This window comes from Streptomyces sp. NPDC045899, assembly GCF_056431485.1.
Genome location: NZ_JBWKKP010000003.1, coordinates 444,704 through 457,716, shown reverse-complemented (window position 1 = coordinate 457,716; position 13,013 = coordinate 444,704). Strand labels below are relative to the sequence as shown.

The 13,013-nt window shown below is 69.5% G+C and carries 11 protein-coding genes; 10 read left to right on the top strand and 1 reads right to left on the bottom strand.

What is annotated here, in order from left to right; translation table 11 throughout:
* Positions 1-56 precede the first annotated feature (56 nt).
* Positions 57-593 carry an N-acetyltransferase family protein gene (locus tag AC07FT_RS06670; protein ID WP_479174459.1) on the top strand — a complete coding sequence of 179 codons (537 nt, stop codon included), beginning with the start codon at positions 57-59 and terminating at the stop codon, positions 591-593.
* Between the two features lie 416 nt (positions 594-1,009).
* On the opposite strand, the gene AC07FT_RS06665 is transcribed toward AC07FT_RS06670, so the two are convergent.
* The gene (locus AC07FT_RS06665; RefSeq protein ID WP_471193351.1) at positions 1,010-1,651 is read right to left on the bottom strand and encodes a HEAT repeat domain-containing protein; all 642 of its coding nucleotides are present in this window, start codon (positions 1,649-1,651) and stop codon (positions 1,010-1,012) included.
* A gap of 374 nt (positions 1,652-2,025) precedes the next feature.
* Here AC07FT_RS06665 and AC07FT_RS06660 point away from each other — a divergent pair, with 374 nt between their 5' ends.
* The 9 genes from AC07FT_RS06660 (at position 2,026) to pssA (ending at position 12,867) form a co-directional block, all read left to right on the top strand.
* Positions 2,026-3,864, top strand: a complete 1,839-nt coding sequence (locus tag AC07FT_RS06660) for a 3-hydroxyacyl-CoA dehydrogenase family protein (protein ID WP_479174457.1) — start codon at positions 2,026-2,028, stop codon at positions 3,862-3,864.
* 85 nt (positions 3,865-3,949) lie between these two features.
* Positions 3,950-4,771 (top strand): TetR family transcriptional regulator, encoded by an 822-nt coding sequence (locus AC07FT_RS06655; RefSeq protein WP_471193348.1) that lies wholly within the window; start codon positions 3,950-3,952, stop codon positions 4,769-4,771.
* A gap of 367 nt (positions 4,772-5,138) precedes the next feature.
* On the top strand, positions 5,139-6,476 hold the full coding sequence (gene ccrA, locus AC07FT_RS06650; protein WP_479174455.1) for a crotonyl-CoA carboxylase/reductase: 1,338 nt from the start codon (positions 5,139-5,141) through the stop codon (positions 6,474-6,476).
* Positions 6,476-8,503 (top strand): protein meaA, encoded by a 2,028-nt coding sequence (locus AC07FT_RS06645; protein WP_471193344.1) that lies wholly within the window; start codon positions 6,476-6,478, stop codon positions 8,501-8,503. The genes ccrA and AC07FT_RS06645 overlap by 1 nt, the downstream gene beginning before the upstream one ends.
* Positions 8,500-9,477 carry an HpcH/HpaI aldolase/citrate lyase family protein gene (locus tag AC07FT_RS06640; RefSeq protein WP_471193342.1) on the top strand — a complete coding sequence of 326 codons (978 nt, stop codon included), beginning with the start codon at positions 8,500-8,502 and terminating at the stop codon, positions 9,475-9,477. Before AC07FT_RS06645 ends, AC07FT_RS06640 begins: the two co-directional genes overlap by 4 nt.
* 5 nt (positions 9,478-9,482) lie before the next feature.
* A complete protein-coding gene (locus tag AC07FT_RS06635) occupies positions 9,483-9,989 on the top strand; it encodes a MaoC family dehydratase (RefSeq protein WP_479174453.1) in 507 nt (168 codons plus the stop codon).
* A 1-nt stretch (position 9,990) separates the two neighbouring features.
* Positions 9,991-11,196 carry an acyl-CoA dehydrogenase family protein gene (locus AC07FT_RS06630; protein ID WP_254737566.1) on the top strand — a complete coding sequence of 402 codons (1,206 nt, stop codon included), beginning with the start codon at positions 9,991-9,993 and terminating at the stop codon, positions 11,194-11,196.
* Between the two features lie 170 nt (positions 11,197-11,366).
* Positions 11,367-12,014, top strand: coding sequence for a phosphatidylserine decarboxylase (locus AC07FT_RS06625; protein ID WP_176179986.1), 648 nt, complete (start codon positions 11,367-11,369; stop codon positions 12,012-12,014).
* Complete coding sequence (gene pssA, locus AC07FT_RS06620) at positions 12,001-12,867, top strand: CDP-diacylglycerol--serine O-phosphatidyltransferase (protein ID WP_254737564.1); 867 nt, start codon at positions 12,001-12,003, stop codon at positions 12,865-12,867. The genes AC07FT_RS06625 and pssA overlap by 14 nt, the downstream gene beginning before the upstream one ends.
* The last annotated feature ends 146 nt before the right edge of the window (positions 12,868-13,013 follow it).

The following is a 13,013-nucleotide window of genomic DNA, read 5'->3' as shown; positions in this document are numbered from 1 at the left end:
ACGGATCCTGTGACCCTGCCGCCGGTGACAAGGTCAAGCCGCCTACGGTGGGGGCCATGGACGGGGTGCTGGTACGGGAGATGACCGAGGCGGACATCGACGCGGTGGCGGCGGTGCGGGTACGCGGATGGCAGGAGGCGTACGCCGGGCTGATGCCGCAGTCGTATCTGGACGGACTGAGTATCGAGGAGGACGCCGGACGGCGGCGGGAGTTCTTCTCACGGGGCGTCGGGGACGTGGTCAACCTCGTGGCCGAGGAGGACGGCGGCGGTGTGGTGGGCTGGTGCTGCTTCGGGCCGTACCGGGAGCGCGATGTGCCGGAGGGGGACGCCGAGTTGTACGCGTTGTACGTACGCCCGGGGCTGGTGGGCACGGGCATCGGCCGCGCCCTGCTCGGGGAGTCCCTGGACCGGGTCGCCGAGCGGGGTTTCCCGCGGCTGCGGCTGTGGGTGCTGCGGGACAACGCCCGTGCCCGCCGCTTCTACGAACGGGCGGGGTTCGCGCCGGACGGCGGCGCGGAGGCGTACGACGTGGACGGGGTGTCCGTGCCCGAGGTGCGGTACGCGCGGCGGCTGGACCCGGCGACGGGCTGAGGCCCCCGCGCGCCGGCGCGGCGAGGCCGCGCCGCGCGAAGAGGCCGTCCCGCGGCGTCTGGTGCAGGGGGGCACCTCCCGGCGTTGGCTGGGAGCGGCTCGCACGGCGGAGGGTCGTCCTCGTACCGGGCGTAACTCGGATGAGCCCGACAACGCGGCGAGGTGCGGTGCGGTGCCAGGCGTCGCGGGCCCACGAAGACCGGCAGGACAAGGCCCAGGGCCGTATCCGCACAGTCCCGTCTGCCCCGCGACGCCCGGCATGCCCGCTCGCCGCGTTGTCGGGATCACCCGAGGAGGCCCTCCCCGGACGCCGCGGGCCGGTCCGACGCGACATCGCGGGCGCGCCGGGCGGACCGCGCGCACCGCACGGACGAGCCGCACCGCGCGGACGGACCCCGCGGCCGGCGGCCCCGCCGTCACCGCGCGTGCGCCTTGTCCGCCGTCCCGGACGGTCCGCCGCCGCCCCCGCTGATCCGGGCCAGCGCCGCGGCGGCCGCCGCGCTGAGCCGGATGTACTTGCCCGCGCGCGTCAGGGCCGGGACGGCGCGCTCGTCTCCGATCGCGCCCAGCCCCTCCACACAGGCCCGTGCGATCGGCCAGTGCCGGTCCCGGGCGGCCAACTGCCGCTCCAGCGCGGCGACCAGGGCGGGCACCGACTCCGGTGCGCGCAGCTCCACCAGCAGCCGGATCGGGTGCAGCGAGTACGCGGTGCGCAGCGGATTGGTGGCCAGGGCCGCGGCGGCGCGGGCGGTGCGCGGATCGTCGAGCCGGGCCAGCACCCGGGCGGCGGTCGCGCAGCGGGCGGGCTCGCGGTAGTTGAGCAGCAGCACGAGGGTTTCGAAGGCCCGGCGGTCCCCCGCGCTGCCGAGGACGAAGGCCGCGGTCTCCCGCGCCCACAGCGGCTGCTCCGGCGCGACCAGGATGCGGGCGAGCTGTTCGCGCGCCGTGGGGGTGCCCTTGCGGACCAGTGAGAGGAGCGAGGCGTGGGCCGCCGCCTCCTGTGGTGTGGTGAGCGAGGCCCGTACCCGCTCGGTCAGCGTCCGGAATTCATCGTCCATGCGAGGTCTCCCCTCCCCGGTGAGCCGCGCCACCGCGACGGCTCGCAATCTGCTCTGGCGTCTTGGTTACCCGCGAGTTAATATGACGACACGAGCAGCACCCCTGCTCGGGCGGCCTGGTGACGCAGCCGCCGTGTGTGACGTCGGTTCGGCAGTACCAGCAGTACGGCACGGCCCCGGGACAGGGCCCGCCGTGTATCTCCCACGGGCAGTTTCCTCCGTGCGGCGCTGTCCGCCAGGGAGCGTGCAAGCCCTTCCGTCGGAGTTGTGTGTCATCCGCACCAGACCCCAGCGCATCAGCGGCATGACCGCCAGCTCCCCTCAGTCGTCACTTCATCCCCGCTGTTGACGGGGAACACCCTCTGGAGTCCGCGATGGACCGTCTCCCACACACCGGCGTCAGCACCACTCCTTCCTCTGATCTCTCCCCCTCCGCGGCCCCGCTCACTACTGTCGCCGTCGTCGGTCTCGGCACGATGGGCACCGGCATCGCCGAGATCCTGGCCCGTGCGGGGCGCGAGGTGATCGGAATCGATATCAGTGAGCACGCCTGTCAACGGGCCGTGACCGCACTGGAGGTCGCCACCTCACGCGCGGTCGAGCGCGAGCGGATCAGCGAGGAGGAACGGACCGGCATCCTGTCCCGGTTCCGGGTCTCCACCGATCTGCGTACCGCCGCCGACGCGCAGCTGGTGATCGAGGTCGTGCCCGAGGACTACGGCATCAAGCACGAGGTCTTCACCGAGCTGGACACCGTGGTCAGCCCGGGCACCATCCTGGCGACCGGCACCAACGCGCTCTCGGTGACCCGGCTGGCCGCCGAATCCGCCCGCCCGGAACGGGTGCTGGGGCTGCACTTCTTCAACCCCGCGCCGGCCATGAAGCTGGTCGAGATCGTCTCCAGCGTGCTGACCGCGCCCGCGGCCGTCACCGCGGTCACCGAACTCGCCCGTGATCTGGGCAAGGAGCCGGTGGCACTCGGTGACCGGCCCGGTTTCATCGCCGACGGGCTGCTGTTCGGCTACCTCAACCAGGCCGCCACGATGTACGAGGCCAGGTACGCGGCGCGCGAGGACATCGACGCGGCGATGAAGCTGGGCTGCGGGCTGCCCATGGGCCCGCTGGAACTGCTGGACCTGATCGGGATCGACACCGCCCGGACCGTCCTGGAGGCGATGTACACGGCCTCCGGCGACCGGCTGCACGCGCCGGCGCCCATCCTGGGACAGCTCTCCGAGGCCGGGCTGACCGGCCGCAAGGCGGGCCGCGGCTTCTACACCTACGAGGCGCCGGGCAGCGGCACCGTGGTCCCGGACGGGGCGACGCCGGACGAGCGGGGCGCCGCGGACGGTGCGCGCCCGGTGCGTGCCGTGGGCGTCGCGGGCTCGGGCACCATGGCCAGCGGGATCGCCGAGGTCTTCGCCAAGGCGGGGATCGACGTGGTGCTGACCGCCCGGACCCAGGCGAAGGCGGACACGGCCAAGGCCCGGATCGCCAAGTCCCTGGACCGCTCGGTGGCCAAGGGCCGGATGACCCAGGAGGTCCGGGACGGCGCGCTGGCCCGGATCACCGCGGCCGACTCGCTGGACGCCTTCGCCGATGTGGACCTGGCCGTGGAGGCGGTCGCCGAGGACCTGGACGTCAAGCAGGAGCTGTTCCGGGTGCTGGACAAGGTCTGCAAGCCCGGTGCGGTGCTGGCCACCACCACCTCCTCGCTGCCGGTGATCGCCTGCGCCCGGGTCACCTCCCGTCCGCAGGATGTGATCGGGATGCACTTCTTCAACCCGGCGCCCGCGATGAAGCTGGTCGAGGTGGTGCGGACGGTCCTGACGGCGGACGACGTCCGGGCGACCGCGCACGCGGTCTGCACGGCGGTGCGCAAGCACGCGGTGGACTGCGGCGACCGGGCCGGGTTCATCGTCAACGCCCTGCTGTTCCCGTACCTCAACAACGCCGTGAAGATGGTCCAGGAGCACTACGCGACCCCCGATGACATCGACGCGGCGATGAAGCTGGGCGGCGGCTATCCGATGGGCCCCTTCGAACTGCTGGACGTCGTCGGCCTCGATGTCTCGCTGGCGATCGAGAAGGTGCTGCACCGCGAGTTCCGCGATCCGGGACTGGCCCCGGCGCCGCTGCTGGAGCATCTGGTCGCGGCGGGGTGCCTGGGCCGCAAGACCGGGCGCGGCTTCCGCGAGTATGCAAGGCGCTGAGTACGACCCGGGGTGGGGCGGACTGCTGGAGCCCTCCGCAGGTCCGCCCCCGCACCGGCACTCACAAGCGTGTTACGTTCCCCACATGTCCCAGTCCGTGAAGGCCGCTCGTAGCAAGTCCGCGCACTCGTCCACCTCCTCCGACGGCGGTGAGCGCGCGGGAAGCCGCCGCGCCGCCGCCCAGCGTCTGACCATGCGCCGCAAACTGGCCGCGGCGGCGATGGAGTTGTTCGCGACGCAGGGGTACGAGGCGACGACGGTCGACGAGATCGCGGCGCGGGCGGGGGTGGCCCGGCGCACCTTCTTCCGTCACTTCCGCTCCAAGGAAGAGGCGATCTTCCCGGACCACGACGACACGCTGGTGCGCGCCGCGGCCGTGCTGGACGCCGCCCCGCCGCATGAGAACCCGCTGGACACGGTGTGCCGCGGGATCAAGGAGGTCATGCGGATGTACGCGGCCTCCCCCGGGGTCTCCGTGGAGCGCTACCGGCTGACCCGTGAGGTACCGGCGCTGCGGGAGCGGGAGATCGCCTCGGTGGCCCGTTACGAGCGGCTGTTCACCCGCTATCTGCTGGGCCACTTCGACGAGGGCGCCCACCACGACGGCGATGACGACCCGCTGCTGGCGGAGGTGGCCGCCTCGGCGGTGGTCACGGCGCACAACCACGTCCTGCGGCGCTGGCTGCGGGCGGGCGGCGAGGGGGATGTGGAGACCCAGCTCGACCACGCCTTCGCGATCGTCCGGGAGACCTTCGGCTCCGGGATCGGCGCCGGACGCCCCGCTCCGGGGCGCCAGGCGGCCACCGTGACGGCGCAGGAGGAGGAAGACGTGGTGGTGATGGTGGCACGCACCGACGCACCGCTGAACGAGGTCATGCGGACGATCGAGCGGGCCCTCAAGCGCTGACCGATCGCACACAACCGAACACCATCGGCAACGGCCGCCCCATCCGGGGCGGCCGTTCTTGCTCATGCGTGCACCGCGTATGACAACTGAGAGAAATTGTTGGCACGCAGTGTCTTGCGGGGTGGCACAGCGTGCCATACGGTGAAGGTGTCCGGACGGCCGGCGCGCTGAAAACACCCCGCGCGCCGGCTGTCCCCGCAAAACGCTTTGCGCGTCCGGACACCGCCTGCGTCACCAGGCGTTCCCGGCGCTACCCGCGCCCATCGAGCAGCACCTCCGCCGAACCGACGGCACAGCAGCAGCATCACCCGTCACGAGCCCAGCGTTCCCTCAAGCGTCCCCATGCGACGCTTCGCCGGAGGCACCGATGAACGAGATACTTGACGCGATCCTGGCGTCGGACACAGCACCCGAGGACTTCGCCGCACTGCGCATCCCCGAGTCGTACCGCGCGGTGACCGTGCGCAAGGACGAGGCCGACATGTTCGCCGGCCTCACCACCAAGGAGAAGGACCCCCGCAAGTCGATCCACGTGGACGAGGTGCCGGTGCCGGAACTCGGCCCCGGTGAGGCGCTTGTCGCCGTGATGGCCAGCTCGGTCAACTACAACTCGGTGTGGACCTCCATCTTCGAGCCGGTCTCGACCTTCAGCTTCCTGGAGCGGTACGGCAAGCTCTCCCCCCTCACCAAGCGGCACGACCTGCCGTACCACGTGATCGGCTCCGACCTCGCGGGCGTGGTGCTGCGCACCGGCCCGGGGGTCAACGCCTGGCGGCCCGGCGACGAGGTCGTGGCCCACTGTCTGTCGGTGGAGCTGGAGAGCGCCGACGGCCACAACGACACCATGCTCGACCCCGAGCAGCGCATCTGGGGCTTCGAGACCAACTTCGGCGGTCTCGCCGAGATCGCCCTGGTCAAGTCCAACCAGCTGATGCCCAAGCCCGGACACCTCAGCTGGGAGGAGGCGGCCGCCCCCGGCCTGGTCAACTCCACCGCCTACCGGCAGCTGGTCTCCCGCAACGGTGCCGGGATGAAGCAGGGCGACAACGTCCTGATCTGGGGCGCCAGCGGTGGACTCGGCTCCTACGCCACGCAGTTCGCGCTGGCCGGTGGCGCCAACCCGATCTGTGTCGTCTCCTCGCCGCAGAAGGCGGAGATCTGCCGGAAGATGGGTGCCGAGGCGATCATCGACCGCAACGCCGAGGACTACAAGTTCTGGAAGGACGAGCGCACCCAGGACCCGCGCGAATGGAAGCGGTTCGGCAAGCGCATCCGCGAGTTCACCGGCGGCGAGGACATCGACATCGTCTTCGAGCACCCGGGCCGTGAGACCTTCGGCGCCAGCGTCTACGTCACCCGCAAGGGCGGCACCATCACCACCTGCGCCTCCACCTCGGGCTATATGCACGAGTACGACAACCGCTACCTGTGGATGTCGCTGAAGCGCATCGTCGGCTCGCACTTCGCCAACTACCGCGAGGCGTGGGAGGCCAACCGGCTGATCGCCAAGGGCAAGATCCACCCCACGCTGTCCAAGACCTACCGGCTCGACGAGACCGGCCAGGCCGCGTACGACGTGCACCGCAACCTCCACCAGGGCAAGGTCGGCGTGCTCGCGCTCGCGCCCGAGGAGGGCATGGGGGTGCGCGACCCGGAGATGCGCGCCAAGCACATCGACGCCATCAACCGCTTCCGGAACATCTGATGAGCGGCTCACCTCGCGAACGGGACCGCCCGTGGCTGATGAGGACGTACGCCGGTCACTCCACGGCCGAGGCGTCGAACGAGCTGTACCGGCGTAATCTGGCCAAGGGCCAGACCGGTCTCTCGGTCGCCTTCGACCTGCCGACCCAGACCGGCTACGACCCCGACCACATCCTCGCCCGTGGCGAGGTGGGCCGGGTCGGGGTTCCCGTCTCCCATCTGGGGGACATGCGGCGGCTGTTCCAGGACATCCCACTGGAGCAGATGAACACCTCGATGACCATCAACGCGACGGCGATGTGGCTGCTGGCGCTGTACCAGGTGGTCGCGGAGGAGCAGGGCATCGAGGGGGAGGCACTCTCCAAGCTCCAGGGGACGACCCAGAACGACATCGTCAAGGAGTACCTGTCCCGCGGGACGCACGTCTTCCCGCCGGGGCCGAGCCTGCGGCTGACCACCGACATGATCGCGTACACGGTCAACCACATCCCCAAGTGGAACCCGATCAACATCTGCAGCTACCACCTCCAGGAGGCGGGGGCCACCCCGGTCCAGGAGATCGCGTACGCGATGTCGACGGCGATCGCGGTACTGGACGCGGTGTTCGACTCCGGACAGGTGCCCGAGGACCGCAAGGGCGATGTGGTCGCCCGTATCTCCTTCTTCGTGAACGCGGGCGTCCGGTTCATCGAGGAGATGTGCAAGATGCGCGCCTTCGGCCGCATCTGGGACCGCATCACCCGTGAGCGGTACGGGATCGAGAACCCCAAGCAGCGCCGGTTCCGCTACGGCGTCCAGGTCAACTCGCTCGGGCTGACCGAGGCACAGCCGGAGAACAACGTCCAGCGCATCGTGCTGGAGATGCTGGCCGTGACCCTCTCCAAGGACGCCCGCGCCCGCGCGGTGCAGCTCCCGGCCTGGAACGAGGCCCTGGGGCTGCCCCGCCCGTGGGACCAGCAGTGGTCGCTGCGGATCCAGCAGGTGCTCGCCCATGAGAGCGATCTGCTGGAGTACGAGGACATCTTCGCCGGCTCCCATGTGATCGAGGCCAAGGTCGCCGCGCTCGTCGAGGAGACCGAGGCCGAGATCGACCGGATCCAGGCGATGGGCGGGGCGATGTCCGCCGTGGAGTCCGGCTACCTCAAGGCGCAGCTGGTCTCCTCGCACGCGGAGCGCCGGGCGCGCATCGAGGCCGGCGAGGAGAAGATCGTCGGCGTCAACTGCTACGAGGGCACCGAGCCCAACCCGCTCACCGCCGACCTGGACACCGCCATCATGACGGTGGACCCGGCCAACGAGGCGCGGGTGGTCTCGGCCCTGCACCACTGGCGCGAACAGCGGGACACCGCCCGGGCCGAAGAGGCCCTCTCGCGCTTGCGGAAGGCGGCCGCGGGCACCGAGAACCTGATGGCGGCCACCCTCGAATGCGCCCGCGCGGGCGTCACCACGGGCGAATGGTCCTGGGCGCTGCGCGATGTGTTCGGCGAGTTCCGCGCCCCCACGGGGGTGGGGGGCGCGCCGCTCGCGGTCGCGGCGGAGGCGGGTTCCCTGCTCGCCTCCGTCCGCGAGAAGGTCGAGAAGACCGCGGCGGAGCTGGGCGGCGGACGGCTGCGGCTGCTGGTCGGCAAACCCGGTCTGGACGGCCACAGCAACGGTGCCGAGCAGATCGCGGTACGGGCCCGGGACGCCGGGTTCGAGGTGGTCTACCAGGGGATCAGGCTGACCCCGGAGCAGATCGTCTCGGCGGCGGTCGCCGAGGACGTGCACTGCGTGGGCCTTTCGATCCTCTCCGGTTCGCACGCCGAGCTGGTGCCGGACGTCCTGGAGCGGCTGCGGGCCGCGGGCGCCCAGGACATTCCCGTCATCGTCGGCGGCATCATCCCGGCCGCGGACGCCGCGGCACTGCGCTCGGCGGGTGTCGCCGCCGTTTTCACCCCCAAGGACTTCGGTATCACGGAGATCATCGGCCGTATCGTCGATGAGATCCGTACCGCGAACACGCTTCCCGCTCTGGAGGTTCCCGTATGACCGCCCCCGAGGGCACCGCGCCCAACCGGCTGCGTCCGCGCCGCTCCTGCCTGGCCGTGCCGGGCAGCAATCCCCGCTTCCTGGAGAAGGCGCAGGGACTCCCGGCCGACCAGGTCTTCCTGGACCTGGAGGACGCCTGTGCCCCGCTGGCCAAGCCCGAGGCGCGGCACACCATCGTGAAGTTCCTCAACGAGGGCGACTGGACCGGCAAGACCCGGGTGGTGCGGGTCAACGACTGGACGACCGAGTGGACCTACCGCGACGTCGTGACCGTCGTCGAGGGCGCGGGGCCGAACCTCGACTGCATCATGCTGCCGAAGGTGCAGGACGCCCAGCAGGTGGTGGCGCTGGACCTGCTGCTGACCCAGATCGAGAAGACCATGGGCTTCGAGGTCGGCAAGATCGGCATCGAGGCGCAGATCGAGAACGCCCAGGGCCTGAACAACGTCAACGCCATCGCGCAGGCGTCGCCGCGGGTGGAGACCATCATCTTCGGCCCGGCCGACTTCATGGCGTCCATCAATATGAAGTCGCTGGTCGTGGGCGAGCAGCCGCCCGGTTACCCGGCGGACGCCTACCACTACATCCTGATGAAGATCCTGATGGCCGCCCGCGCCAACAACCTCCAGGCGATCGACGGCCCCTACCTCCAGATCCGCAACATCGACGGCTACCGCGCGGTCGCGCAGCGCGCCGCGGCGCTGGGCTTCGACGGCAAGTGGGTGCTGCACCCCGGCCAGGTGGAGGCGTCCAACGAGATCTTCTCGCCCTCCCAGGAGGACTACGACCACGCCGAGCTGATCCTGGACGCGTACGACTACTACACGTCCGAGGCGGGCGGCAAGAAGGGCTCGGCGATGCTCGGCGACGAGATGATCGACGAGGCCAGCCGCAAGATGGCCCTGGTCGTCTCCGGCAAGGGCCGCGCCGCCGGTATGCAGCGCACGTCGAAGTTCGAGATCCCGGAGGCCTGAGCGCGATGCAGTTCGGACGCACCTACGAGGAGTTCGAGGTCGGGGCGGTCTACAAGCACTGGCCCGGGAAGACGGTCACCGAGTACGACGACCACCTCTTCTGTCTGCTCACCATGAACCACCACCCGCTGCACATGGACAGCAACTACGCGGAGAAGACGACCGACTTCGGCAAGAACGTCGTGGTCGGCAACTACATCTACTCCCTGCTGCTGGGCATGTCGGTGCCGGACGTCTCGGGGAAGGCCATCGCCAACCTGGAGATCGAGTCGCTGCGGCACGTGGCGCCGACCTTCCACGGCGACACCCTCTACGGCGAGACCACGGTCCTGGACAAGACGCCGTCGAAGTCCAAGACCGACCGGGGCATCGTGTACGTGGAGACCAAGGGCTACAAGCAGGACGGCACCCTCGTCTGTGTCTTCCGCCGCAAGGTGATGGTGCCCACCGCCACGTACATCAAGGAACGCGGCGGCGAACAGCCGGGCCGCCCGGAGCTGGGAGAGCAGTGACATGAGCCGTCTCGCGCAGACCGAGGGCCTGACCGACATCCAGCGGGAGATCCTCTCCACGGTCAGGAATTTTGTCGACAAGGAGATCCTGCCGGTCGCCACCGAGCTGGAGCACCGCGACGAATACCCGACCGCGATCGTCGAGGGCCTCAAGGAACTCGGCATCTTCGGGCTGATGATCCCGGAGGAATACGGCGGTCTGGGTGAGTCACTGCTCACCTACGCACTGTGCGTGGAGGAGATCGCGCGCGGCTGGATGAGCGTCTCCGGCATCATCAACACCCACTTCATCGTGGCCTACATGATCAAGCAGCACGGCACCCAGGAGCAGAAGGACTACTTCCTGCCCAAGATGGCGCTGGGCGAGATCCGGGGCGCCTTCTCGATGTCGGAGCCGGGGCTCGGCTCCGATGTGTCCGCCATCACCAGCAAGGCGGTGCGGGACGGCGACGACTACGTCCTCAACGGCCAGAAGATGTGGCTGACCAACGGCGGCAGCTCCACACTCGTGGCGGTGTTGTGCCGGACCCCCGAGGGGGCCGTGGAGGGCGCCGCCCCGCATAAGTCGATGACCACCTTCCTGATCGAGAAGGAGCCGGGCTTCGGTGAGGTCAGGCCGGGCCTGACCATCCCCGGCAAGATCGAGAAGATGGGCTACAAGGGCGTCGACACCACCGAACTGATCATGGACGGACTGCGCATTCCGGCCGATCGGGTCCTCGGCGGCGCCCCCCATCGCGGTTTTTACCAAATGATGGACGGAGTCGAGGTCGGCCGGGTCAATGTGGCCGCCCGTGGCTGTGGCGTCGCACAACGCGCGTTCGAGCTGGGCGTTGCGTACGCACAGGAACGGCACACCTTCGGTAAAGCCATCGCTCAGCACCAGGCCATCCAGTTCAAACTGGCTGAAATGGGAACAAAGGTCGAGGCGGCCCATGCGATGATGGTCAATGCGGCCCGCAAGAAGGACGCGGGCGCGCGCAACGACCTCGAGGCGGGAATGGCGAAGTACCTGGCGTCCGAGTACTGCAAAGAGGTCGTGGAGGACGCCTTCCGCATCCATGGCGGCTACGGCTTCTCCAAGGAATACGAGATCGAGCGCCTCTACCGCGAGGCGCCTATGCTTCTCATCGGCGAAGGCACCGCTGAGATTCAGAAAATGATTATTGGACGACGACTGCTGGAGGAATACCGAACCCAAGGCTGAACGTCCCTTTTGGGGTGGTATCCGAGAGAAGAAGGTCACACCGCGCCAGGGGTCTTCGGCCACCGACAGGCCCTGGCGCTTGCCCAGTTACCGCTCGCAACCGATACCATCCCCGGAAAGCCGCCGTCCCCAGTCTCGCGTCGCGGCATCCTCCGCCACGAAGGTCATCCATGCCCCACAGCCATTCCTCTGCACAACGCGGTCGCGTCCGCCTCGCGCGCGGAGCGTCGCCGTGGCTCCTCCCGACCGTCGCCACCGCGGCGGTCAGTCTCACCCGTGCCCGTCGTTCCGGTCGCTGGGCGGCGGCCGCCGTGCCCGCCACCGCACTCGCCGCGGGCATGCTGTGGTTCTTCCGCGACCCGGAGAGAGAGATCACCCAGGGCCGGGTGATCTCCCCCGCCGACGGCGTGGTGCAGAGCATCATGCCCTGGAAGGACGGACGCACCCGCGTCGCGATCTTCATGAGCCCGCTCAATGTCCACGTCAACCGCGCCCCGCTCGCCGGCACGGTGACCTCGGTCGAGCACATCCCCGGTGGCTTCGTTCCCGCCTTCAACAAGGAGAGCGAGAACAACGAGCGCGTGGTGTGGCACTTCGACACCGAGCTCGGAGACATCGAGATGGTCCAGATCGCCGGAGCCGTCGCCCGGCGCATCGTCCCCTACGTGCCCCAGGGCACCAAGGTCGAACAGGGTGAGCGCATCGGCCTCATCCGCTTCGGCTCCCGCGTGGACATCTACCTCCCCGAAGGTGTCGACGTCGCGGTCGAGGTCGGCCAGGCCACCACCGCGGGGGTGACTCGACTTGACCGTGATTGATCCCGACGCGCAGGCTTCCTGGGTGCCGGAAGCCGAGATGGACGTGGACGACGTCGACGAGACGGATGACATGCCGCTGTCGACGCGACTGTCGATAGCCGACACCCTCACCCTCGGCAACGCCACATGCGGCTTCCTGGCCGTGTACTTCACCACCACCGGCGTCCTCATCCCGCACCTCACGGGCAGCGAGGACGGCGGTATGACGCGGCACAGCGCCGCGTCGGCCGTGATGCTGATGCTGCTGGCGTCCGTGTTCGACCTCTTCGACGGGCTCGTCGCGCGGAAACTTCGCAGCTCGGCGATGGGTGCGGAGCTGGACAACCTCTCGGACCTGATCAGCTTCGGTCTGGCCCCGGCGTACTTCGTCGCGGTCTGGGGCATCGTCGCCGACGGCGTCCATCAGCGGGTGTCGGCGGTGGCCGCCATCGTGGTGCTGCTGGCGGTGGTGCTGCGGCTTGCGAGATTCTCCTGCGTGACGCTGCGTGACGGCGTCTTCCAGGGCATGCCGAGCCCGTTCGGCGCGCTGACGGTCGTCTCGGTGGTTCTGCTGGGCCTGCCGTTCGTGCCGACCCTGCTGGCGATCATCGGTGTCGCCTGGCTGATGGTGAGCCGGGTGGAGTACCCCAAGCCCCGCGGACGCCTCGCGGTGGCCATGCTCGGCTGGATCGTGACCAGCATGGGCCTCCTGGCGGCCTGGGCCTTCGAGGCCCCCGGCGGCGAGCTGCTGCTCCAGTCGGCCTGTGCCCTCCAGGTGGTCATGGGCGCGGTGATCCCGCTCTTCGCCACCGCCCGCCGGGTGAACGCCTTCCGCGACAACCGCCGCGAGGCCCGTACGGCGGAGATCCCCTAAGGCGCGGATACGTAGAACAACGGCGTGGGGGGGGGGGGGGGGGGGGGGGGGGCACAGGAAAATGCTTGCTCTCCCTGCGCAGAAAATCGGGATAAAAAGGCGGGAAGAGGGGGGGAGCTTAAGCCATACGCTTGTTTCCTATGCTC

Coding starts and splice junctions, on each gene's coding strand:
- AC07FT_RS06645 (WP_471193344.1), top strand. CDS start 6,476: ATGAGCGGCTCACCTCGCGAACGGGACCGCCCGTGGCTGATGAGGACG.
- AC07FT_RS06660 (WP_479174457.1), top strand. CDS start 2,026: ATGGACCGTCTCCCACACACCGGCGTCAGCACCACTCCTTCCTCTGAT.
- AC07FT_RS06630 (WP_254737566.1), top strand. CDS start 9,991: ATGAGCCGTCTCGCGCAGACCGAGGGCCTGACCGACATCCAGCGGGAG.
- AC07FT_RS06670 (WP_479174459.1), top strand. CDS start 57: ATGGACGGGGTGCTGGTACGGGAGATGACCGAGGCGGACATCGACGCG.
- AC07FT_RS06635 (WP_479174453.1), top strand. CDS start 9,483: ATGCAGTTCGGACGCACCTACGAGGAGTTCGAGGTCGGGGCGGTCTAC.
- AC07FT_RS06655 (WP_471193348.1), top strand. CDS start 3,950: ATGTCCCAGTCCGTGAAGGCCGCTCGTAGCAAGTCCGCGCACTCGTCC.
- AC07FT_RS06665 (WP_471193351.1), bottom strand. CDS start 1,651: ATGGACGATGAATTCCGGACGCTGACCGAGCGGGTACGGGCCTCGCTC.
- ccrA (WP_479174455.1), top strand. CDS start 5,139: ATGAACGAGATACTTGACGCGATCCTGGCGTCGGACACAGCACCCGAG.
- AC07FT_RS06640 (WP_471193342.1), top strand. CDS start 8,500: ATGACCGCCCCCGAGGGCACCGCGCCCAACCGGCTGCGTCCGCGCCGC.
- AC07FT_RS06625 (WP_176179986.1), top strand. CDS start 11,367: ATGCCCCACAGCCATTCCTCTGCACAACGCGGTCGCGTCCGCCTCGCG.